The sequence below is a fragment of the Pseudomonas sp. S2_H01 genome (genome assembly GCF_054668305.1).
The window spans coordinates 2,271,335-2,292,416 of record NZ_CP162756.1; the positions used below are offsets into that span (position 1 = coordinate 2,271,335).

22 protein-coding genes and 1 pseudogene are annotated in these 21,082 nt (G+C 56.6%); 7 read left to right on the forward strand and 16 right to left on the reverse strand.

The features are described from left to right. Positions 1-14 precede the first annotated feature (14 nt). The 7 genes from arsC to AB4N84_RS10070 form a co-directional block, all read right to left on the reverse strand. Positions 15-437, reverse strand: a complete 423-nt coding sequence (gene arsC / locus AB4N84_RS10040; RefSeq protein ID WP_460046206.1) for an arsenate reductase (glutaredoxin) — start codon at positions 435-437, stop codon at positions 15-17. Positions 438-457: 20 nt separating this feature from the next. After that, positions 458-1,171: an arsenical resistance protein ArsH gene (arsH, locus tag AB4N84_RS10045; RefSeq protein WP_213879525.1), complete on the reverse strand. Its 714-nt coding sequence runs from the start codon at positions 1,169-1,171 to the stop codon at positions 458-460. A 47-nt stretch (positions 1,172-1,218) separates the two neighbouring features. Beyond that, positions 1,219-1,689, reverse strand: coding sequence for an arsenate reductase ArsC (locus AB4N84_RS10050; RefSeq protein WP_460046208.1), 471 nt, complete (start codon positions 1,687-1,689; stop codon positions 1,219-1,221). 16 nt (positions 1,690-1,705) lie between these two features. Beyond that, positions 1,706-2,989, reverse strand: a complete 1,284-nt coding sequence (locus tag AB4N84_RS10055) for an arsenic transporter (protein WP_213879529.1) — start codon at positions 2,987-2,989, stop codon at positions 1,706-1,708. A 25-nt stretch (positions 2,990-3,014) separates the two neighbouring features. Beyond that, on the reverse strand, positions 3,015-3,371 hold the full coding sequence (locus AB4N84_RS10060) for a metalloregulator ArsR/SmtB family transcription factor (RefSeq protein WP_120124552.1): 357 nt from the start codon (positions 3,369-3,371) through the stop codon (positions 3,015-3,017). Further along, positions 3,368-3,790 (reverse strand): arsenate reductase ArsC, encoded by a 423-nt coding sequence (locus AB4N84_RS10065; protein ID WP_460046209.1) that lies wholly within the window; start codon positions 3,788-3,790, stop codon positions 3,368-3,370. Before AB4N84_RS10065 ends, AB4N84_RS10060 begins: the two co-directional genes overlap by 4 nt. Before the next feature lie 108 nt (positions 3,791-3,898). Then, positions 3,899-5,047 carry an MFS transporter gene (locus AB4N84_RS10070; protein ID WP_460046211.1) on the reverse strand — a complete coding sequence of 383 codons (1,149 nt, stop codon included), beginning with the start codon at positions 5,045-5,047 and terminating at the stop codon, positions 3,899-3,901. 194 nt (positions 5,048-5,241) lie between these two features. On the opposite strand from AB4N84_RS10070, the gene AB4N84_RS10075 reads away from it, so the two are divergent. Together AB4N84_RS10075 and AB4N84_RS10080 are read left to right on the forward strand one after the other, a co-directional pair. After that, the gene (locus AB4N84_RS10075; RefSeq protein WP_460046213.1) at positions 5,242-5,739 is read left to right on the forward strand and encodes a MarR family winged helix-turn-helix transcriptional regulator; all 498 of its coding nucleotides are present in this window, start codon (positions 5,242-5,244) and stop codon (positions 5,737-5,739) included. A gap of 54 nt (positions 5,740-5,793) precedes the next feature. Beyond that, positions 5,794-6,351: an arsinothricin resistance N-acetyltransferase ArsN1 family A gene (locus tag AB4N84_RS10080; RefSeq protein ID WP_460046214.1), complete on the forward strand. Its 558-nt coding sequence runs from the start codon at positions 5,794-5,796 to the stop codon at positions 6,349-6,351. 191 nt (positions 6,352-6,542) lie between these two features. On the opposite strand, the gene AB4N84_RS10085 is transcribed toward AB4N84_RS10080, so the two are convergent. Then, positions 6,543-6,884: a hypothetical protein gene (locus AB4N84_RS10085; protein ID WP_092406720.1), complete on the reverse strand. Its 342-nt coding sequence runs from the start codon at positions 6,882-6,884 to the stop codon at positions 6,543-6,545. Positions 6,885-7,195: 311 nt separating this feature from the next. Here AB4N84_RS10085 and AB4N84_RS10090 point away from each other — a divergent pair, with 311 nt between their 5' ends. Continuing rightward, complete coding sequence (locus AB4N84_RS10090) at positions 7,196-8,533, forward strand: hypothetical protein (protein WP_460046215.1); 1,338 nt, start codon at positions 7,196-7,198, stop codon at positions 8,531-8,533. A gap of 18 nt (positions 8,534-8,551) precedes the next feature. On the opposite strand, the gene AB4N84_RS10095 is transcribed toward AB4N84_RS10090, so the two are convergent. From AB4N84_RS10095 to AB4N84_RS10120, 6 genes are all read right to left on the reverse strand, one after another. Then, positions 8,552-8,842, reverse strand: coding sequence for a hypothetical protein (locus AB4N84_RS10095; RefSeq protein WP_460046217.1), 291 nt, complete (start codon positions 8,840-8,842; stop codon positions 8,552-8,554). 93 nt (positions 8,843-8,935) lie between these two features. Next, on the reverse strand, positions 8,936-9,784 hold the full coding sequence (locus AB4N84_RS10100) for a hypothetical protein (RefSeq protein WP_460046218.1): 849 nt from the start codon (positions 9,782-9,784) through the stop codon (positions 8,936-8,938). Positions 9,785-10,367: 583 nt separating this feature from the next. Next, positions 10,368-11,480, reverse strand: a complete 1,113-nt coding sequence (locus tag AB4N84_RS10105) for a TniQ family protein (protein WP_460046220.1) — start codon at positions 11,478-11,480, stop codon at positions 10,368-10,370. Further along, positions 11,441-12,328 (reverse strand): TniB family NTP-binding protein, encoded by an 888-nt coding sequence (locus AB4N84_RS10110; RefSeq protein WP_460046221.1) that lies wholly within the window; start codon positions 12,326-12,328, stop codon positions 11,441-11,443. Before AB4N84_RS10110 ends, AB4N84_RS10105 begins: the two co-directional genes overlap by 40 nt. Continuing rightward, positions 12,325-14,241, reverse strand: a complete 1,917-nt coding sequence (locus tag AB4N84_RS10115) for a Mu transposase C-terminal domain-containing protein (RefSeq protein ID WP_092406730.1) — start codon at positions 14,239-14,241, stop codon at positions 12,325-12,327. Before AB4N84_RS10115 ends, AB4N84_RS10110 begins: the two co-directional genes overlap by 4 nt. A gap of 2 nt (positions 14,242-14,243) precedes the next feature. Further along, a complete protein-coding gene (locus AB4N84_RS10120) occupies positions 14,244-14,807 on the reverse strand; it encodes a TnsA endonuclease N-terminal domain-containing protein (RefSeq protein WP_092406838.1) in 564 nt (187 codons plus the stop codon). Between the two features lie 233 nt (positions 14,808-15,040). Between AB4N84_RS10120 and AB4N84_RS10125 the strand changes: the two are divergent. From AB4N84_RS10125 to AB4N84_RS10135, 3 genes and pseudogenes are all read left to right on the forward strand, one after another. Then, positions 15,041-15,691, forward strand: a pseudogene (locus AB4N84_RS10125) (ATP-binding protein); the annotation flags it as partial. Between the two features lie 77 nt (positions 15,692-15,768). Next, a complete protein-coding gene (locus tag AB4N84_RS10130) occupies positions 15,769-16,050 on the forward strand; it encodes a type II toxin-antitoxin system RelB/DinJ family antitoxin (protein ID WP_460046983.1) in 282 nt (93 codons plus the stop codon). Further along, positions 16,037-16,312, forward strand: a complete 276-nt coding sequence (locus AB4N84_RS10135; RefSeq protein WP_460046222.1) for a type II toxin-antitoxin system RelE/ParE family toxin — start codon at positions 16,037-16,039, stop codon at positions 16,310-16,312. Before AB4N84_RS10130 ends, AB4N84_RS10135 begins: the two co-directional genes overlap by 14 nt. 72 nt (positions 16,313-16,384) lie before the next feature. Here AB4N84_RS10135 and AB4N84_RS10140 read toward each other — a convergent pair whose 3' ends face one another. After that, positions 16,385-18,358, reverse strand: a complete 1,974-nt coding sequence (locus AB4N84_RS10140) for a methyl-accepting chemotaxis protein (protein WP_074754647.1) — start codon at positions 18,356-18,358, stop codon at positions 16,385-16,387. Positions 18,359-18,613: 255 nt separating this feature from the next. Next, positions 18,614-19,534 (reverse strand): LysR substrate-binding domain-containing protein, encoded by a 921-nt coding sequence (locus AB4N84_RS10145; RefSeq protein ID WP_074754649.1) that lies wholly within the window; start codon positions 19,532-19,534, stop codon positions 18,614-18,616. 164 nt (positions 19,535-19,698) lie between these two features. Here AB4N84_RS10145 and AB4N84_RS10150 point away from each other — a divergent pair, with 164 nt between their 5' ends. Beyond that, the gene (locus AB4N84_RS10150; protein ID WP_074754951.1) at positions 19,699-21,081 is read left to right on the forward strand and encodes a NorM family multidrug efflux MATE transporter; all 1,383 of its coding nucleotides are present in this window, start codon (positions 19,699-19,701) and stop codon (positions 21,079-21,081) included. Position 21,082: the final 1 nt, after the last annotated feature.

The following is a 21,082-nucleotide window of genomic DNA, read 5'->3' on the forward strand; positions in this document are numbered from 1 at the left end:
TCACCGTCGTCGTATCAGACTCTGCGACCGTGCTCATCAATGACCACTTGGCCGTCCTCTTTGACGAAACTCCCACGCTGCTCTTGCGGTAACAAATCGAGCACAGCTTCTGACGGACGACACAAACGCGTCCCCAAAGGCGTCACGACGATGGGGCGATTGATCAGGATAGGGTGAGCCATCATGGCATCGATGAGCTGTTCGTTCGTCAGTGATGCATCGCCCAATCCTAGCTCTTCGTACGGAGTGCCTTTGATACGCAAAAGAGCCCGCACCCCGATACCCATATCCTCAATGAGTCTGCCAAGTGTGGTGCGATCAGGCGGGTTCTTCAGGTACTCGATAACCGTCGGTTCTTCCCCGCTGTTACGGATCAACTCCAAGGTGTTGCGAGAGGTGCCGCATTCGGGGTTGTGGTAGATCGTGATCTGGCTCATATCGCTTCCTCGTGCTGACGTTAGATGGAACGCTGGTTGACGCGCTTGGAAAGCTCTTCGGCGGACTCTTTACGCTCGGAGTACCGATCAACCAAATAATCCTGGCGATCCCGCAGCAGCAGGGTGAACTTCATCAGTTCTTCCATCACGTCCACGAGTCGGTCGTAGTACGAGGACGGCTTCATACGACCTGCCTCGTCGAACTCGGTAAATGCCTTGGCCACCGAAGATTGGTTTGGGATGGTGAACATCCGCATCCATCGTCCCAGTACACGCAGCTGATTGACCACGTTGAAAGACTGCGAGCCTCCGCAGACCTGCATTACCGCAAGAGTTTTCCCTTGCGTAGGTCGTACAGCTCCCATTGCTAGCGGAACCCAGTCGATTTGCGCCTTGAACACCGCGCTCATCGAGCCGTGCCGCTCAGGGGAACACCACACTTGTCCCTCTGACCACTGCATCAGCTCACGCAGCTCGGCCACTTTAGGGTGGGTGTCGGGAGCATCATCCGGTAGCGGCAGACCTGACGGATCGAAGATCCTGGTTTCGGCGCCAAACTGCTCCAGAAGACGTGCGGCCTCCTGTGTGACCAATCGGCTGAAAGAGCGCTCTCGTGTCGAGCCGTACAGGAGGAGGATTCGAGGTTTGTGTATCGACAGGGACGCCGGGGTCAGTTGCTCCAACGACGGGATATCGATCAGCTCGGCGTGTACGTTCGGCAATGTGTCTTGCATATAAACTCCTACGGCGGCGCCCAGCGGGGCGCTGCCTCGGTTGATCCTCAAAGCGAACCGATGCGGTTCAGTTCGGCTTTGAGCTGGTCAGTACTCATGGTCTTCAGCGGCAGGGCAAGAAATGCATTGACACGCTCGCGGATCTTGGCGAGCGTGGACTCAAACGCGCCTGTAATCTCGGCTTCCGATCCGGTGGCCTCGGACGGGTCGGCCAAGCCCCAGTGCGCCTTCAAGGCTGGCCCTAAGAAGATGGGGCACGCTTCACCCGCTGCCCGATCACAGACGGTGATCACAATGTCTGGAGGCGAGCCTTCAAAAGCCTCCGAAGCCTTGCTGCTCAAGCCCACCGTCGAAATACCTGCCGCCTCCAGCGTCTGTAATGCCCGTTGATTCACCCGGCCGCTGGGAAAACTTCCAGAGCTGACAGCCTCTACTCCTTCAGGCGCCAGGTGGTTGAAGAGTGCCTCGGACAGAATGCTGCGGCAGCTGTTGTGGGTACACATGAACAAGATTTTCATTAGACGATTCCTTGATTCAGAAACTGAGGCGCAATGCCAAGGCGGATAAGGTGGCAATAAGGATCGGTAGGGTCAGCACGATGCCGGTCTTGAAGTAGTAACCCCAACTGATCGTTATGTTCTTCCGTGCCAGCACGTGCAGCCACAACAGGGTGGCCAGGCTTCCGATTGGAGTGATCTTCGGGCCCAGGTCGCAGCCGATGATGTTGGCGTACACCATCGCTTGCTGTACGACGCCATCGACCTCGGCGGCATGAATGGACAAGGCGCCTACCAGAACGGTCGGCATGTTGTTCATGATCGAAGACAGCAATGCTGTTAGCAGCCCAGTGCCCAAGGAAGCGCCCCAGACACCGTACCCCGCGAATACGTTCAGGATCTGCGCGATATGGTCAGTCAGGCCGGCGTTCTTCAGGCCATAGACAACCAGGTACATACCCAAAGAAAAAATCACCACCTGCCATGGCGCCTCTTTGAGCACTTTGCCTGTGTCGATGGCATGTCCACGAGCTGCAAACACGTAGAGAATGAGCGCGCACACCGCCGCAATAGCGCTGATGGGCACACCCAAAGGTTCAATGACAAAGAAGCCGATCAACAGCAGAGCCAACACCCACCAACCGGCTACAAAGGTAGCGCGGTCGCGAATTACCTCGCTCGGTTTCTGGAGTTGGTTGAGATCGTAGGTCTTAGGCATGTCTCTGCGGAAAAACCACATGAGCATGGCCAATGTGGCCGCCACGCTGACGATGTTCACAGGCACCATGACGGACGCGTATTCGCTGAACCCGATGCCGAAGTAGTCAGCAGAGACAATGTTGACGAGGTTGGATACCACCAATGGCAGGCTTGCCGTGTCAGCGATAAACCCGGCGGCCATGACGAAGGCCAAGGTAGCAGCGGGTGAAAACCGCAACGCGAACAGCATCGCAATCACAATCGGGGTAAGGATCAGAGCGGCCCCATCATTGGCGAACAGGGCCGAAACGGCAGCACCCAGCAGAATGATGAAGGCGAAGAGCTTACGCGTGCTACCGGCGCCCCAACGAGCAACATGCAGCGCGGCCCATTCAAAAAAACCTGCCTCATCAAGCAGAAGGCTGATGATGATGACGGCAATGAAAGTCGCCGTGGCATTCCAGACGATATGCCAGACCTCAGGGATGTCCCCGAGACTGACTACCCCGGTCACTAGGGCGAGCACTGCGCCGAAGGTTGCGCTCCAGCCCACACCAAGCCCCTTGGGTTGCCAGATGACCAGCACGATGGTTGCGATGAAAATCAGTACGGCAAGTAGCATTTCAGAAACTCTATTCGGGCGCAGATCAGTTACAGACGGCCTGGTTGATAGGACGGCCATTCATGTCGCACAGACGTTTGGCCTCGGCTTCCAACCATTGCTGGTTCGCGTCCACAACATCTTTCAGGATTGCTGTAACCCACTCGGGCAGCTCGGGATGCAAGCGGTAGTAAACCCATTGGCCCTGGCGACGATCCATCAACAAGCCTGCTGAGCGAAGCAGCGCCAGATGACGAGAGATCTTGGGTTGGCTCTGGTCGAGTGCAGCGGTGAGTTCGCAAACGCACAACTCGCCCTCACTGACGATGAGGAGCGTGATCTTGGTTCGAGTGTCATCGGCCAGACACTTGAACAACGACGTGGGGGTCATAGGCTCTGTCATAGATCCTCCAGATGTTTGGTCTTGACCAATACGAAAAGCTTGATGCGTTCATGGATGTCATGAAGCGTATGGCGAAACGCAGCAGGATCAGCGCTGGTGACGGGGTCTGGGAAATCCCAAGCGATGACTTCGCCAGCCCCCGGCATTGCCTGACACTCCCGTGCAGACTTGTCACATAGCGTGATGACGTAATCGAATTTTTCGTCGCTGAACTCATCGATGGATTTACTGCGCAGTCCAGACGCATCCACCTCGACATTCTCCAAGGCTGCGACCGTCCGGGGATCAACACTGGATGGCTGTGAACCGGCGCTGAACGCTGCGAAGCGTGGGTCGGTATGCCGTAGCAACGCCTCTGCTAACTGGGAGCGTGCAGAGTTCGCTACACAGACAAAAAGCACCTTGATTGGGACGGACATGGCGATCTCACTCATATTCGGAAAATCGAATATACGTAATTTCGAATATTCGGTAAAGCGTATGTGCTCGATATCGCCGCCTTCCTGCCTGCTCGGGCGTTGTAGCGCTCAGACTGCCGGATGACTTTTCACCGGAAGGCGAAAGCTGATCGCGACGCAAACCGCGAGTAAGCAACAAAACATGATCAACAGCAGCACCGGGCCAAACGTGTCGAGCACCAATGCCGCCAAGATAGGGCCACACGCCTGAGCAATCAGTACCGGTCGGGCAAGCAATCCCATTCGCGATCCGTACCCCTGGGCACCAAACAAGGTCAGGGGCAGCGTGCCACGGGTAATCGTTAGGATGCCGTTCCCGGCTCCGTACAGTGCAATGGCGACGAACGCGAGCCATGGCTTTCCGGAACTCAGCAAGCCAAGCCCGAACAGACAGAGCAGAACGCCGATGCGTGCCGACCATGTGGGATGGAGGTTTCTGCCCATTGCGAACTCAGCGATCCGTGCTGCGACCTGGGCGGGGCCGATGACCATGCCTATCGCCAAGGCAACGGCGGTCACAATCCCCAACTGCTTGAGGGCATCCAGAAGATGTACAGAGATTCCCGATACAACCAGCGCGAGGATAGTCAGCATCATGCCGATTAGCAGGAACAGAACTCGTGACTGACTTGGGTTGTGGGTAATGGAAGTAGTGCTTCCAGTCACAACCGCTCGGAACGGTTGTTTAGCGCTGCCAGGAATCATGAGAGCGTGGATAGGCAGTCCGATGAGCAAATGCGCGGCAGCAATGGTTAGGCATGTTCCCCTCCAGCCGAGCCATTCCTCCATTGCCGCAATGGCTGGCCAGCCCAACGTACTGGCGAAACCACCCAGCAGGGTCAACCCAGTGATTGATGTTCGAGCCCCCTCACCGAGAAGCCGACCTAGCGTTGAAAAGGCAGCGTCGTAAAGCCCTGCGGCCATTGCCACGCCGATCAAAGTCCATGCGAAGTAATACGTCGGAAGGTTTTCAGCCACCCCCATGGTAGCTATGCCTACGGATAGAAGCAGGGAGCTACACGCCATTGCCGCCCGGCCACCATGGCGGTCGATGTGCCGCCCCACTGCGGGTGATGTTGCTCCCGCAACCAACATTCCCCAAGACAGTCCGCCAACAACACTGGTGATTGACCAGCCCGCATCCCTCGCTATGGGGGCCGCGAGAACAGCAGGCAAATAATAGGTAGAACCCCATGCAAGAATTTGAGTGAAACCCATGGCCCAAACGAGCCGGGTGCGATGGGTGGCAGGGTGTAACGACTCAGGGAGGCTCACTCGCCACGCTCGATTTTTGGTTGGTAGTAACAACAAGTTAGCGCGAGAGAATTCTTGCCGTCAACCAGCGCGAGATGTGTTGACGGCTCAGCGCCGCCACGCTTACTGTTGCAGCTAACAACAAATTTGTGATGGTTATGTCAAAGCGCAAAAATGAGCAGTTGACCCAGGATGCCGAGGATTTGTACGAAGCGGTAAACCACCTTGTGCGCGTCTACCAGTTCCGAGATCGAGACCGAATCTGCTGCTACGACGTTTCGGTTACCCAATGCTATGCGGTCGAAACCCTGGTCAAGCAGGGCGCGGTTCGGCTCCAAGTGCTGGCTGAAGAGATGTTCTTGGACAAGAGCACGGCGAGCCGGGTAATCGATGCGCTCGAACGCAAGGGATATGTGTCACGCGTTGAAGATGATGAAGACCGTCGCGCTGTGAAAATCCAGGCAACTCAAGCGGGGAAAGAACTTTATGAAAAAATCAGAAGCGATCTGGTAGCAGAAGAGCGAGCGATGATCGAAAACCTGTCAGTTGAAGCCAGACAAGGTGCTGTGAGCCTCCTGAGACAAATCACAAGAGCGACCGAAATCCGATGTGGTCTGGCGAATGAGCCTTGCTCGGATGCTATGCAACGAGACTGAACTCTCTCTTTATTTCGCTAAAATGTTGTCACTACCAACAGAATGGAATCACTCATGCAAATTCGCCAAGCAGAACCTAAAGACGCACCGCTGATAGCTGCCATTTACAATCAGGGGATCGAGGAACGAAGCTCCACGTTTGAGACGGCACCTCGCATTCCGAATGACATGATCGAACGACTCCAAAACGCTGGCCGCTACCCCGTGCTTGTAGTGCTTGATGAGAGCAACGAGGTTGTTGGATGGGCAGGCCTCAGTAGCTACCGGGCTAGGGCCTGCTACGACGGCATTGCTGACTTTTCGATTTACATGAGCAGGGATGCTCGGGGTCGGGGACTTGGGAAGCAACTGCTTGAGGCTTTGCTCAAGGAAGCGGAGGCCCATGGGTTCTGGAAAGTCCTCTCGCGGATTTTCGCGTCAAACCACGCCAGCCTTGCCTTGTGCGAAGCAAGTGGTTTTCGCCAGGTAGGCATCTACGAGAAACACGCCTGTCTGGAAGGTCTGTGGATTGACTGCGTCATTGTCGAAAAGCTCTTTCCTGCCAATCAAACAACCGACGCACTCGCAGCCCCGTCGATAAGGACTGAAGCAGGCGGTTTGAGCGGTTGCTGATGACTTAGGCTGTCTCCCTAAACATCTCATCTACCGCACCACGACCACTCTGGACTTGCTGGTCAATGCGAATGCAAATGACTGGTCAAGTCCAATGCAAATGGGTGGTCAAGTCCGTGCAATTACGCAAAGTGAAGCTCAGTCAGCCGTTTCCCTCTGACTGTCATCTCTTCAAGAGGTGATTGGCCTGATCAGACAGAGACCGGTTTTACGGATACAACATCGAAATACTTGTACTTCAGTTTCTTCGCTGCAGTCTTGGCCTGTTGCTCGGCATCAAAGGAGCTCAGGGTGTTCGCGTCATAAGTGAATACTTCCACTTCACCTTCGAATACTTTGGTGACGCGCAACGTCACACGCAATCTTGGAGAAAGCGATTTTCCAGCGGCCTTTACCTTCTGATGAAAAGGCGCCTCGACCGGGCCTGGGCTTGTCACAGGTGGTGTCGTGGGCATAACCGAGGCAATAGGTTGGGATGCAGCCGAACCGAATAACGCCCGGCGCATTTCTTCCTCGGTGAGGTCGGTACTCATGAAAAACTCAATATTGGTAAGTGATACTTCCTAAGGATTTTAGCAGGCCGAGTCTGCTGTTTAACACTGCAATTACTGGGTCGCGCGTACGTGCCCCCCAAGCGTGCTGATTCCCTGACAGAGCCCCTAGCAGCCTTCTCATCTCCGAACGCTCGGCTCGAGATCACTAAGCAATCGCGCTCAAGCCTTCCAAAATCAGCCGATAAAATGGCGTAGCCTCGCATCAGAGCATCTGGTTCTGCCATCCCTACAATAGCGGCAACTGGATGCAGCCCTGCGCAGTACAAGATCACCCCTCTCAGAGTCCAGCAATGTCCGATCCGCTCAAGTTGCTCAAACCAAGCGTTGATGCCAGCAGGCTTCGTTTCAAAGGCACGCTGAGCGTTGCGCGGGGCGATCTGGTGGTGTGCTGGCAAGGCGGGCTGACTAAGAACCCAACTCCAAACACAGTTCCTCTTACCGACGTGCTATTCAGGACGCTCCACGAAGACGGGAAGCTCGGCGCATACCACATCATCCCCGCTGCGATATCCCACCTGGGGTCCCTTAGACACGGGACCGTCTGGAGGGAAGGCAGACTAGTTGGCCATCTGAAGATGCAAACCCTGCCCGAAACAAAGGTCGATTTTGATCGCGGCGGATGGCGCTGCATCGACGCTAGAGCGGCTGGTTTGCAGGACCAGTATCGACTGGGCATAACCGCAAAGCTGCTCGACAGTAAACTCATCGAGCTGTTCGTCGCCGACGGCAAATCCATCCTAACGCCATGCCTAGAGTTTTTTACGCGCTGCTACGGTCGTAGCTCAGAAACATCCCGGCTTATCGCAACCCACGGTCTCGAAGAGTTAAGACGGCAATACTTCTATGAATTCGATCCGGCGCCGAACGAGCTCATCCTGAAGCTGGAGCGCGGCGTCGCCAATAGAGAAGCTCCGTTTCTGGCTCATGCCATGTATGACGATTACACCAAGGCCCGTTGCAACTCCCTACACCAACGCCTCAAGGCAGGCTTCGTTCCCGGCGAGCCAACATTCCTGTTGGTAAAGCCGTGGTTCCTGGGTCCAGCATCCATTGAGGGTCAGGGCTATTGGATCAATGAACACACCTTTCTCTTGCTGAATATAGACGGGCTTAGTGATCCTCTGGGGCCCCCAATCATCGTTGAACGAGAGCACTTCAGCGGTGATGAAGCGCCTCCTGATGGCCAGTACAACAAAAGGCACCAGCCACCTCAGCCATCCAACGATGAAATCGACCTGACTGACGATGAGGCACCTGACAGCAACACCGCACGTGTCCTCTACACCCCTCCATTCAAACGCTTGGGGATAAAGCGCGAGCTCATCAGAAAAACCCGGGTGACCCCCGGTCGACCAAGCATTCCGGTGGATGGCCACGACCGAAACTCATACGCGCCCGGTGATGGCTATGGTGGTGGCAGAGGGGGCGGTAAAGGTGAGTACGTCTCGTCTGACTGGATGGCGGAGGGAACCCTCGCGCAGCTGTGGCAGACCTGCTTACGACTGGAAGAAAACCATCCTGATCGGATATCGGAAGTGGGTTGGTATACGTTAAAGAAAGGATTTCAAACTGAGGGGATACCGGAGTATCAGTTCTTGTCAGCGGCAGCGACTCAGGACCCGACGTAGCCCAATGCAACGCAGGCATCAAAAAGCAAGCGGGCCCCCAAAGCAGTAATGATTTTTCGAATGACGGTGGAGCATGCGCACATTTACATCATTGAGATGTATCGCCGGCCCCGAAATAAACCGAGCACAGCCGATGGCAAGACCACGGTTACTGAGGACAGCTACAGGGGTCTCATTGTACAGCTGCCCGCCAAGCGTGACGCAGCCAACACCCAACTCAGACTGATCTTCAAAAACATCCTGAGAAACAATTCGCGAATCAGAAAAACCTTCATGTCGGATTGCCCCAACGTGACCTTTGTCCATCATCCTCGAGAACCAGGGCCAGCCCCATTTGCGACTCTATTGCTGACTAAGCTCGAGAAGCTGATTGGATCGGCTTTTTAAGAGACAAGTAGCCGCCTACAACAAACGAGCTTTGGTCGGCAGCGGTATCCAGTAATCCTTCCCTTTCAAACTGACTTGCATACCTTCCTGATCAAGATCCTGAGTCAGGACCAGCTGACTTTTGGCCACCCTCGGAACGCCATGGAAGTACCCCAAGGCCACAGCCGGCCAACGGTCGGAAACGTCGCCGCCTTGTGCGGCCTCACGCATTAGCAATTTGAGCTCGATCTCGAACCGGTCACGCCTGAGCCTGATGGCTTCCCGATTATCCTTGGGGAATTTGATCTCTACAGCGTAAGTAGTGTTCAGGAAGCTCACAAAACCAGACAGCGAAGCCGCCACGCCGGGCGTCTGCGCAAGCAGGGCATTCAATGATTTCGAAGAGGGCAGAACAGTTATGTCTTCGGGACTTGCGCTGACCAGCATAAGGTTGGCCGCGCTGCGCAGTGCCATTCGTACAGACCTCAACGAATTGGGACGCTTATTAGGTTGGGCTTCGAGGTGTTTCCGATAATTCGCAAGAATTTCCCGGCCTGCGTCTGAGGGCATTGAAGCGATTATGGCGTCGATACGCCGCAGCTCAGTGAGATCTGCTTTGAGCTCCTCATCGACCTGCATGCCACATTCCTCCTGCATCCATCGCATTGGCAGCTCAGCACGTCGCATCCAACGCGCTCCAAAGCTTTCGAGCAACTGACCGTAGGACGGGAGCGACCGCCACAGAGCGTTCATTTCCTGAAACGTCTTGAAGTGACGATTGATAAGCAGCGATGCCCTCTGGCTTCCAGTCTTACTGATTAGCCATCGCCCATATGCATTGAATGCCTCGCGGAACACCTCATTGCTCAAGCCATGAGTGTTCATTTCCATACGCCTATAGAAAGTGCGTTGGTGATAGCAGTTCTCGCATTCACGACCGTAACCTGCCGGCATCGCCTGGCTGCAGGTCTTGCATGCAATTTCCCCCGTCTCAGCGCACCGCTTGCACTCCATAACCCCGTCGCGTCCATCAACCAAGACCCGGTGTCGCCTACAAGAAGGGCAGGTGGCCGATGGGTTGGCGCACCTGGGGCAACATTTTAGTTTCTGACCATTGATGATTTTTGCGGACAGTCGCGTCGAGAGCACATCGCAAACCTGACAATGTCGTGGGACCGTAAAGTAATGCGCGCAGGAATTGCAGGCTGGACCGTAAGCAGTCAGCTTTCCTACAGGTCTGCCCGCACGCCGACACCTGACACACGGGGCCGAAGTTATGCATGAATCACAGACCGCCGAGGCATGAAAAGTCGCGAGACGAGCTGACTCTCCGCAGCCCGGACACAGCCGCGCTTTGAACAGTCGCGCATAGCACGTGTTGCAATAGCGCTTGGTCAGATAGACCTTATGCGCAACCTGCATGACCCTATCGCACGAAGCACAATTGCCCTCTCCATGCCCATGACTCTCAACCATCTCGCCAGACCTTCCTTTTCAACCTTGCCCATAGCTTTTCCACTGTGCGCTTCGACGCGGGGGACCGCTCGCCCGGGGATGAGCGTTTTCGGGTGGCCCCCACTGGCAGTCGATCAAGTAGCGACTTCACGCGTACTGTGATTTCTCCCGCAGGCACCATCAAAGACTTACGAGGGATCGAGCTCGCCAGGATGGCCTCTTCTATCTGCCCCTCTCCCGTCTCCATTATCTTCCATGCTGCCGCCAACAGATCCATCCTATCCCGCACTGGAAGCATCTCTAGCGGAAGGCCGGAAATCGGGCGAGCTACTGCACCGATATTGAATATTCGCCTGAAGGCCGAGAACGTCTTTGATCCGCTGGTGGCGGACACTCTCAGAATACCCAGGACGAAGCGAGCCCGATAAAACCAATCATACGGATCGCAGGAAAAAGCCCCCTCTCTCCCCTTTCCGCGTAGCGCATCGTCAGCGGCCCTCTGAAAGGCCAGCGCTCCTGCAGCGAACCCTAGCCCGCCGATTTCGGCGTCCAAGCGTTTCTTGCAGCGATGGCAATGACCGCAGTCCGGCCCCTCTTGCTCCAGCATGTGAGGTTGCAACGAGGCTCCACATGCGGGGCATGAGTCAATTAACGCAGACAGATGCTTCTCACAGCAGGTGTGCCACGCCAGCCTGGAGGATATCCGGTAATACGGGACTCCCTCAGAGAAGCAAAACGGACAGCATTGCAATCCACCAATTGGTCGCCGGTTGCTAAATCCCCTCGTGAGAATCCAAGGCCACACCCCCTTTGTAGTGCCAATACCAGGATTCAAAACGTGCGAGATGGGCTGCAGGGTGCAGAGGCTAATGTGCTCATCCGAAACGCCCGAAAGCCTAGCCAGAGGGCTCATCTGCTGAGTAGACAAGCCCCTATCCAGATCCACCGTCCAGCACCGCCAGCTAGGCCACAGGCTTCCAGTCAGTGACATAGGCGAGCATCCATGCGCGAAAGCGTTGCGGATCAACCAAGAAGAGAGGAGCTCATCTGGTAAAACATTTCGGGCTCTAGGCCAGAGGGCGCCGGCTATATCAAATTCCGGATGCCACGAGTAGGTTTCACCCATGATTTGCTCTGAATGATGTCGGCATCAATTCTCTCCTTCCCAGAACTGATCGCTTCCTTGGCACATTCAACCAGAAGCGTATGCAGGTTTCCCGTGTTTCCTTCGGAGATGCCGTGCAACAAGCCAGTCAGGTGAGGTTGAAAAATGCCTGAAGGCTCGCGTAATGGAAGCACGGACTCGAACCCCTTCAGGAACCGTTGAAAATCGATACCCTTCTCCCAGTTGCGCAGCGGGAAGACCTCGAATCGGCTGGCATGCTGTGCGTCTGTGTGCAGCACACGAACTGCATCCTCAGTGCCGACTCCGATCACAGAGATACCGAGCTCATTACAAAGAAGCTTGATGACATTCATCATTTCCTGCTGCTGTCGGGCCGTACCCGTCAGCATCGAGTGAAGTTCATCAATGATGAGCAACCTGACGTGGCAATCACGCATCTGATGAATGACCTGGTATCGCAGCCTCGCAACGACATCTGTGGCCCGATATGGCGTCCAGAACTTCTCCAAAATGGCGCAATAAAGCGATCGCTCATCTGCCTTCGGAGGCGATTCGACAACGATGACGGGCTTAACAGCCTCCCCATCTGGGTTTACAAAGCCCTTGCCATGCAACGATTCGAAGCGCTTGATGATCGTGGTCTTGCCATTATTTGAGTCCCCGACCACCAGCAAGTTACGCATCCGAGTTTGGGTTGGAAGGGTCATGAGAAGTCGCAGCAAATCGATCAGCTTTTGGGCTACCGGATAGCCTACCCAGCGGTTCTGATACAGAAAATCAATGCGCTCTTGGGCCGACAAGTGCGCGACCGGTTGAAATTCAGGGTGGATATGGTTGTAGTCCGTCATGCGATATCCCCAAAGTCATCCAGGTCGCCATCAATCAGATTGGCAAGGTCGTTGACCGGTGCAGGCGCGATCTTAGGAAGTTGCGGATTGGGCTGAGCCGGAGTCTTACCCTTTGCATGCACACGGTGACGCTGAGCTTGGCGCCTGGTTTTCGCTGTCTGAGCCTCAGACTTAGCCACTAGCTCACGGTTTTCGAGAATATAGCGTTTGATCAAGAGTTCATTGATGTTGGCATGGCCTTCATCAATCGCGCGCTTTTTGGCGGCTCTGAACTCCCAAACACTGGCGGCCGGGAACGACTGGTTAGAAACCGGGACCTTGAAATACTGCTTCAAGACTGGATCAAAAAACCAGATAAAGCTGATGTCGCGCGGGTCGCGCCGGAATACGAACGTGCGCGCCTTGCCAGAAACGTTGTCTATGGCATTGATCCAGGGCCTCAAGGCTTCGGAGTAATAGAATACGTCGATCTGTACCCCGTAATGCTGGACTGTTCTCTCGAATGCAGGCAGAAAGTCTCTTTGCAAAGTGAAGGGGTCGGTAGGCCTTTGTGGAACGCCCACCAATGGATCCTGATCCGCATTACCAAAAATCCCGATGTGCCATTTTCTGCTGGGACTCATGTAAATCTTGGAGTGGTAGGACTCGTTGTAGATCAGGATTTCTCTGATCAACCAAGTCTCAAACTCATCAAAGGTTAGAGCTGCATGCTTCTCAGAGTCATAGCCGTCTCGGTCTTCCTTTTTACTGTACGTTCTGCCCGGCATGTCTTTGAGAGTCTGCGCAAACGTCCCCATCAAGCGCTCAATGTGCGCGCCATAGCGAGGTCGTTTAACTGGTCGAAACCGGTTTTCGATGCCGTAGTTGGAGCAAGACTTGACGACATCCTCTGATTGGAAATCGGCACCGTTATCCGCATGCAGAATTTTTGGTTTGCCCCAAACCGGCCACTCTCCATTGACACCATGGGCAGTCAACCACTCCTCCTTCGGCAGTATGGAGTGGGCCACACACATTGCTACCGAGATGCCAGCGGGAGCATCCAGCGCAAGGTAGTAACCGGTGATCATCCGGGAGTAGACATCGATTGCGAACGTGATCCACACCCTGCCAATTGACCTCCGATGAACATCGTCAACCAGCAAAATGTCCATGGGTGTGTGGTCGATCTGAACGAGTGCGAGCGGATAGTCCGCACCTGGGAATGAGCCCGGGGTGGGGTTGTATTTATTCCGGGCCTTTTCAGCAAACCCACGTCCGCGCAGGTAATCTTTATCAGGGATGCCCTTAAGCCTTGCCCTGATAGCGGTATTGCCGGGAGGCGTGATGTTCTGAGCCTCGCAGGCTTCCTTAATTCTCTCGATGGTTTTCGGCACAGTCGGTCGGTGTCGTTGCAGATAATAATTCAGGATCACTTCCTCAACGATCTGACCAGCAGCGTCTGAAATTCTTGAATTCCCTTCCTTCCAACCTCGCTTACGTGGAATCAGCGCCAGCAGCTCTCCCCACTGCTTGTATCGGTCCAGCCAACGGTAAACAGTGGCAGTATCGACTCCAAACTCAACACCCCTGGCCTTAACCTCAGCCCGCCCAACCACCACGCTGCCAAGCAGCGGCTCAATGATCTGGTAACGCCTTTTGGCTTCAGCCCAATCTTCGCTTCCAATCACCGCCATGTCGTAATTCGCGTAGAGACCTTCGACTCTCTCTCGCTTAACTGCCTTCAAAGCGCCAATAGGCAACGCGGCAGCCCGACCCGACTCAAGATCAATCCCCACCACAGTCCGGAAATCCAAGACCTGCGAGATACGGTAGGCAGAGTCGCCGTGAGCAACCACCGCGCCCACCTCGATCGGCACATCGAGCCGATTCGGTTCGTAGGGCGTCGTGACGTCCTTAGTATCGTCACCCATCACTAGGCCACCCACACTTCAAGAAAGTCATTGAGGGGCAGACGGATGTCGCAAACCAGCCGCCGAGTAGCAATGAGATGCCAGAGATGACTGATCCCCTGGCCTCGGTAATGAGCACACGAGTGTTTGGCCAGCAGATAGTGAACCGGAGCGACGCCCATCTCTCGAACAGTGTTGATGATCCAGTCGCTTTCCTCGACCGCAAACGTCATGCGCTCATATCGCTCCAGAAAACTAATGTTCTGCCACGCGGTGTCGCGAATTCTGGACTCGTCGTGGATGTGAAAGGACCAACCCTGATCCTTCGCATAGCGCCAAGCAGCCTTCCACTTGGGTAACCAGTTTTGCCAATGCTGCCGCCATTCGGCTTCAGGTTTAACCTCAACGAGCATGGGCTTGGGATAGTCATCGGGATGTCGGTCTCCGAGGCGGTAATAAACCAAGAAGTCAGGCGTATAGCTGTATTGCCTGCCCTTGGTCACAAACGGAAGGCTCACTGGCTGAGGGATGATCGCCAGCACGTCTTTCGAAAACTCCGTACGCAAAAGGAAATCTCGTTCAAGCAGAGATTCATACCGAATGCCGCCTTCATCACGGAATGGGAAAACGCCCGACACACTGCGTCTGGTGGGTTTGATGGAGCGCACGGGGCTCGGTTTAGTTTTGTCGCAGCTATTTCCAACCATTTGTAGGTCCGTCGCAGCTATTTAGGTATGGCGTCGCAGCAATTTCTGAACGCCCTCAAGGCGGGTCTGGGCCCCAGATACTACACGTCGCAGCAATTTAAGTATCCTACAGGGGCAGCCGCCCGCAACCCGGTGAAATCACCCTCGCCCATCACGGCGTGCTGTTTCTGGACGAGCTTCCCGAATTCGATCGGCGTGTGCTGGAGGTTTTGCGAGAGCCGCTGGAATCCGGCCACATCGTCATTTCACGCGCCCGGGATCGCGTTCGTTTCCCGGCCAGGTTCCAACTGGTGGCGGCGATGAACCCGTGCCCCTGCGGTTATCACGGAGAACCCACCGGGCGTTGTCGCTGCTCGACCGATCAGATTCAGCGCTACCGCAACAAACTCTCCGGCCCGCTGCTGGATCGAATCGACCTGCACCTGACGGTCGCGCGCGAAACCACGTCTCTGGCCGCCACTGCGCAAGGCGGCGAAAGCAGCGCCAGTGCCGCGCAGCGGGTGTCCGATGCTCGCGAGCGCCAGAACAAGCGTCAGGGTTGTGCCAATGCGTTTCTCGACTTACCTGCGCTGAGACAGCATTGCGCGCTGCTCGCCGAAGACGAGGCCTGGCTTGAAACCGCCTGTGAACGCTTGAATTTGTCTTTGCGTGCAGCACACCGCTTGCTGAAAGTCGCACGAACGCTTGCGGATCTGGAGAACGTCGATGCAATCGCCAGGAGCCATATCGCAGAGGCGTTGCAGTATCGGCCGTCTACAAGCTGAAAGACTCATTGCCTGTATCTCAAATGAGATACATAGTGAGTCTTTCGAAGGAGATAACGATGCCCACTCAAACCTCGATGTTGCACGTCCGTATTGATGACGAACTCAAAACCCAAGCCGCAGAAACGCTGGCGAAATTCGGCCTGACGGTTTCTGACGCAGTACGAATACTGCTCACCCGAGTTGCGAAAGAAGGCGCCCTGCCGGCCGGGTTTACCAGTGACGCTGCGGCCTACGACAAATGGTTCAGGGCAAAAGTACGCGAAGCCATGGAAGACACAGGCCCGAAGACCTCACATGAGGACGTCATGGACGAAGCAGCGACATTACTCAGAAGGAAGCGTGGTGCTGACAGTTGAATGGAGCAAGTACGCCAAAGCCGATTTACTGGCAATTCTCGACTACATCTCAGATGACGACCCTGCTGCGGCTTGGCGGCTTAAAGAGGAAATAGATTCGCGAATCGAGCACCTGCCCACTCACCCTCGCCTTTACAAGGCCGGGAGAGAGACAGGGACGAGAGAAATGGTGGTAGCGCCGAACTATCTGGTGATCTATGCAGAAACGTCACAAGCCATCACCGTACTTCGTGTCTTGCACGCGGCTCAACGGTGGCCGTGACCACCCGATACCCAAACGCCCGACCAGCCTGCATCCACCGGCCAGCCGTCTAAGCAAAGGGCGGTCAATAACTCACCGAAACCGATCCACTTCCTTGCGCAGATCCGCTGCCAGCGCGTTCAGCTCTTGAGCCGTGACTGCCAGATTCGACACCACTTCACGCTGTTCGCTGTTCGCCAGTGCAATGCTTTGCAGGTTGGCACTGAGCATGGTCGCGGTGCTGCTTTGCTCTTGGGTCGCGGTGGTGATGGACGCGAACTGCTCGCCCGCGGAACGGCTTTGTTCGTCGATCTGCGCCAGCGCTGCGGCCACCTTGGCGTTGCGCGTCAAACCTTCCTGCATCAGCGCGTTGCCTTGTTCCATCGTGTTGATCGCGTTACTGGTTTCCTGCTGGATGCTGGTGATCATGCCGGAGATTTCGTCGGTGGCCTGACGGGTGCGCGAGGCGAGATTGCGAACCTCATCGGCGACCACGGCAAAACCACGACCTTGCTCGCCCGCGCGCGCAGCCTCAATGGCGGCGTTGAGGGCCAACAGATTGGTTTGCTCGGCAATGGAGGTGATCACGCTGACGATGCCGCCGATCTCCTGCGAGCGCTGGCCAAGGGTGTCGATCACGGCAGCCGTGCTGCCCAGCGAACCTGCAATTTGCTCCAGCGAGGCCGAGGCTTCTTCCATGGACGCGCGACCGATACGCGTTTGCTGGGCATTGCCCTGCGCCATACGTTCGGTGCTGCCCATGTTGTCGGCGATGGTCAGTGCTGTTGCGCTGAACTCTTCGACTGCCCCGGCCATGCTGGTGATTTCGCCCGACTGTTGCTCCATGCCCTCGTAAGCGCCACCGGACAGGCCGGACAACGCATGCGCCCGGCCGCTGACCTCCTGCGCGGCGGTGCGAATGTGCGACACCATGGTTTCCAGCGCTTGCCCCATCTTGTTGAAGCTGGCCGCCAACTGGCCGATCTCGTCGTGCCGGGTGACATTCAGGCGGGCGCTCAGATCGCCGGCACCCAATGCCTCAGCTTGAGTCACCAGATCCGACAGCGGTTGAAGCTTGCTGCGCAGCAGCCAGATCGCTGCACTGACGGCGATCAACATCGCCAGCAGGCTGCCGATCGCCAATTGCGTACCCACGCTCCAGGTCACGGCGCTGATTTCGTCCTTGGGCATGATCGCCAGAATCGACCACGGGCCGCCTGAAAATGGCTCCGCGACGGTGTAGAAATCGTTGCCCGCGTCCTGCCAGAAGCGACCTTTGCCGGGTTCTTTAACGAAGCCGGTCAAGGTTTTGCTCGCCTGATCCAGATCCTTCACGCCCGCAGGCGGGACAAGCCATTTGTTCTGCTCGTCAAGGAGCGCCAGCGAACCGGTCTTGCCGATCCGGAAACTCTTGAGGTTATCGAACTGAGCCTTTTGCGCGTCGGTGTAATCGAATCCCACGAACAACACTGCGATGACCTTGCCACCGGCGTCACGGACCGGACTGTATTGGGTCATGTACAAACGATCGAACAGCAAGGCGCGACCGACATACTCCTGCCCGGCCAGCAGTCGCTCGTAGGCGGGATGCTTGTGGTCCAGCGTCGTGCCGATGGCGCGCGAACCATCCTGCTTGCTCAGCGATGTGCTGATCCGGATGAAGTCGTCGCCACTGCGCACGAACACGGTCGCCACGCCTGCGGTCATCTTCTTGAAATCATCCACTTCGGCGAAGTCATTGTTCAGGGCGTTGCCATTGAGGAGCAACGTCGGGGTCTGCACGCCCGCGACAGCGATCTGCTGATCCGCTTGCAGCGTGAGGCCATTGAAGCGCTTCTCAAACAGCCCACTCAAACGTTGAGTGCTGTCGCGCAAGGTGCTGTGGAAGGTGTTCAACTGGTCAGCCAGCAAGCGCGCTTCGCTGCCCATATGTTCCTCACGGATGGCCAGGTTCGCCGAATCCAGAGAACGAAGGGCGAACAGGGTACTGCCGCTGATGACAACGGCCAGGATGACGGCCAGGGCAATACCGAGTTGCGAGGCAATACGGGCACGGGGCTGAGACATGAAGACTCCTTGCCGAACGACTGGATCGTCCTGATCTCAGGAAAACCATTCGGACATTATCTAATAGAGGACATCGATGAACCGATTGGAACAAACCGGTATGCAATTACACATTCGGCTGACATGAAGAATACTTGAGTCCTACACCCGGTCTTAGGACGAAGGGCCTGGTTACAAGTTGTTTCAATTTTTCAGCGGTGGGGCTTTACCAGGCCTAAACGCCACCACCCGCGAAAAGCGGGTGCGGCAAGCACGTCACTCCAGGATGGTCACTTCGGGCAACTCCATCGCCTGCACTTCGCCCTGTAGAAAGTCGCTGAGCCGGCGCAAGCGCTCGCCGCCCGGCCGGGTTTTCGGCCAGACAAGGTAATAGTTCTCGCCACTGACCACCGCCGTACGCCAGGGCAGGCTCAGTCGCCCTTGAATCACGTCCTCGGCCACCATCAGCAGATCACCCATGGACACCCCGTAGCCGCGCGCCGCCGCGATCATCCCCAGTTCCAGCGTGTCAAACACTTGCCCGCCCTTGAGCGAGACCTGATCCGACAATCCCATGCGCTCTAGCCAGCTCCGCCAGTCGCGCCGGTCCGGGGTGGGATGCAGCAGCTCCGCGCTGGCCAGTCGCTCGACATCCCAAGGCGAATCATCGAGCAGGCTGGGCGATCCGACGGGAATCAACAGCTCGGGGAACAGGTAGGTCGCTTCCCAGTCCGGCGGGAAATGACCGCGGCTCAACAACACCGCGCAGTCGAACGGTTCCTGGGTGAAGTCGACATTGTCGATGTCCATCCAGGCGCTGGTCAGTTGCACCTCATTGCCGACCTGCAAATGACGAAAGCGACTGAGCCGCGCCAACAACCAGCGCATGGTCAGCGTGGACGGTGCCTTCATGCGCAGAATCCCTTCTTCGGCCATCAACGCGCTGCAGGCCCGCTCCAGTGCAGAGAAACCTTCGCGCACGCCCGGCAACAGTTCACGCGCGGCCTCCGTCAACTGTAGGTTGCGACCGTTTCGGCGAAACAGACGACAGGCGAAGTGCTCCTCAAGCGTTCGGATGTGCCGACTCACCGCGCTTTGGGTGATCGAAAGCTCCTCAGCGGCGCGGGTGAAAGAGGCATGCCGCGCAGCAGCTTCAAATGCGCGCAGCGCATACAGGGGCGGGAGACTACGAGGCATTGGACACGTTCCTCTGTACGTGAAGGCGACTCATGGCACTGTACCGGAAATGAGCCAGGATGAGTTTTACTCATGCCAATGATCGGATTTATCCCTTTGTGCATTGGTGCACGAATCACCACAATGAAGCGCTCATCAATGCCTCCACCTCCGAGCGCTCGCCTATGCAACAGCACGCCTTCAAAGAACTGTGGATCATCCTGCGCCTGGCCGGGCCGCTGATCGCATCCCAGATGGCGCACATGCTGATGGTCTTCACCGACACCGTGATGATGGGCAAACTCGGTCCCGAGTCCCTGGCCGGTGGCGGGTTGGGTGCTGCCAGTTACAACTTCGTGTCGTTTTTCTGCGTCGGCGTCATGGCGGCGGTTGGCACGTTGGTCGCCATTCGAAAAGGGGCAAACGACGACGCCGGCGCAACGCGTCTGACCCAAGCCGGGCTTTGGCTGGCGTGGGGCATGGCGCTGATCGCAGCCCTTATTCTGTGGAACCTTGAGCCGATCCTGCTGAATTTCGGCCAGGACGAAGCCAACGTGCACATGGCCAGCCAGTTTCTGATCACCCTGCCGCTCGCCCTGCCCGGCCTGCTGAGCTTCATGGCGCTGCGCGGGTTCACCAGCGCACTGGGCCGTGCAACGCCGGTGATGGTCATCAGCCTGGTCGGCGTCGTGATGAATTTCGGGCTCAACTACGCGTTCATTCACGGCCTGTACGGTCTGCCGCACTGGGGCCTGCTGGGAATCGGACTGGTGACCGCCGTCGTGACCAACACAATGGCGCTGGCCCTGTGGCTGCACATTCGCTATCACAAGGCGTACGCGGCGTATCCGATTCACAAAGACCTGATGAACCTGTCGCGCAGTTGCCTCAAAGAGCTATGGCGTCTGGGTCTGCCCATCGGCGGGACGTACGCCGTGGAAGTCGGTCTGTTCACCTTCGCGGCGTTCTGCATGGGCGCAATGGGCAGCACGGAAATGGCGGCGCACCAGATCGCGCTGCAATCGGTGTCTATGGCTTTCATGATCCCGGTGGGCATTTCCTACGCGGTGACGATGCGTATCGGCTTGCATTACGGGGCGGGCAACGTGTTGCTGGCCCGCACGGCGGGACGGATGGGCATCGGCTTCGGCGGCCTGCTGATGTTGTTGTTCGGCATCCTGTTCTGGGTCGCGCCGCACGCGGTCATCGGCCTGTTCGTGGACGTCAACGATCCGAAATACCAGGGCGTGGTGGAATTGGCGGTGAAGCTGCTGGCGATTGCCGCCTGGTTTGAAATTCTCGACGGCACGCAGACCATTGCGATGGGGGCGATTCGAGGGTTCAAGGACGCCAAGACCACCTTCCTGATCGGTCTGGCGAGCTATTGGGTCGTGGGGGCACCGTTGGCCTGGGGCTTCGGCTTTCTGGCTCATCAAGGCGCGGTGGGCGTGTGGTGGGGCCTGGCGCTGGGCCTGCTGTGCTCGGCGGTTGCCCTCACCTACGCTTTCGAGCGCAAGACCACGAAGCTGCTGCGCAAAGAGGCGACAGGCGTTGTGGTGATGGGTTGAT

Coding starts and splice junctions, on each gene's coding strand:
- AB4N84_RS10110 (WP_460046221.1), bottom strand. CDS start 12,328: ATGACGGACTACAACCATATCCACCCTGAATTTCAACCGGTCGCGCAC.
- AB4N84_RS10115 (WP_092406730.1), bottom strand. CDS start 14,241: ATGGGTGACGATACTAAGGACGTCACGACGCCCTACGAACCGAATCGG.
- AB4N84_RS10070 (WP_460046211.1), bottom strand. CDS start 5,047: ATGGGTTTCACTCAAATTCTTGCATGGGGTTCTACCTATTATTTGCCT.
- AB4N84_RS10090 (WP_460046215.1), top strand. CDS start 7,196: ATGTCCGATCCGCTCAAGTTGCTCAAACCAAGCGTTGATGCCAGCAGG.
- AB4N84_RS10050 (WP_460046208.1), bottom strand. CDS start 1,689: ATGAAAATCTTGTTCATGTGTACCCACAACAGCTGCCGCAGCATTCTG.
- arsC (WP_460046206.1), bottom strand. CDS start 437: ATGAGCCAGATCACGATCTACCACAACCCCGAATGCGGCACCTCTCGC.
- AB4N84_RS10085 (WP_092406720.1), bottom strand. CDS start 6,884: ATGAGTACCGACCTCACCGAGGAAGAAATGCGCCGGGCGTTATTCGGT.
- AB4N84_RS10105 (WP_460046220.1), bottom strand. CDS start 11,480: ATGGGTGAAACCTACTCGTGGCATCCGGAATTTGATATAGCCGGCGCC.
- AB4N84_RS10080 (WP_460046214.1), top strand. CDS start 5,794: ATGCAAATTCGCCAAGCAGAACCTAAAGACGCACCGCTGATAGCTGCC.
- AB4N84_RS10075 (WP_460046213.1), top strand. CDS start 5,242: ATGTCAAAGCGCAAAAATGAGCAGTTGACCCAGGATGCCGAGGATTTG.
- AB4N84_RS10095 (WP_460046217.1), bottom strand. CDS start 8,842: ATGATGGACAAAGGTCACGTTGGGGCAATCCGACATGAAGGTTTTTCT.
- AB4N84_RS10055 (WP_213879529.1), bottom strand. CDS start 2,989: ATGCTACTTGCCGTACTGATTTTCATCGCAACCATCGTGCTGGTCATC.
- AB4N84_RS10100 (WP_460046218.1), bottom strand. CDS start 9,784: ATGAACACTCATGGCTTGAGCAATGAGGTGTTCCGCGAGGCATTCAAT.
- arsH (WP_213879525.1), bottom strand. CDS start 1,171: ATGCAAGACACATTGCCGAACGTACACGCCGAGCTGATCGATATCCCG.
- AB4N84_RS10060 (WP_120124552.1), bottom strand. CDS start 3,371: ATGACAGAGCCTATGACCCCCACGTCGTTGTTCAAGTGTCTGGCCGAT.
- AB4N84_RS10065 (WP_460046209.1), bottom strand. CDS start 3,790: ATGTCCGTCCCAATCAAGGTGCTTTTTGTCTGTGTAGCGAACTCTGCA.
- AB4N84_RS10140 (WP_074754647.1), bottom strand. CDS start 18,358: ATGTCTCAGCCCCGTGCCCGTATTGCCTCGCAACTCGGTATTGCCCTG.
- AB4N84_RS10130 (WP_460046983.1), top strand. CDS start 15,769: ATGTTGCACGTCCGTATTGATGACGAACTCAAAACCCAAGCCGCAGAA.
- AB4N84_RS10145 (WP_074754649.1), bottom strand. CDS start 19,534: ATGCCTCGTAGTCTCCCGCCCCTGTATGCGCTGCGCGCATTTGAAGCT.
- AB4N84_RS10150 (WP_074754951.1), top strand. CDS start 19,699: ATGCAACAGCACGCCTTCAAAGAACTGTGGATCATCCTGCGCCTGGCC.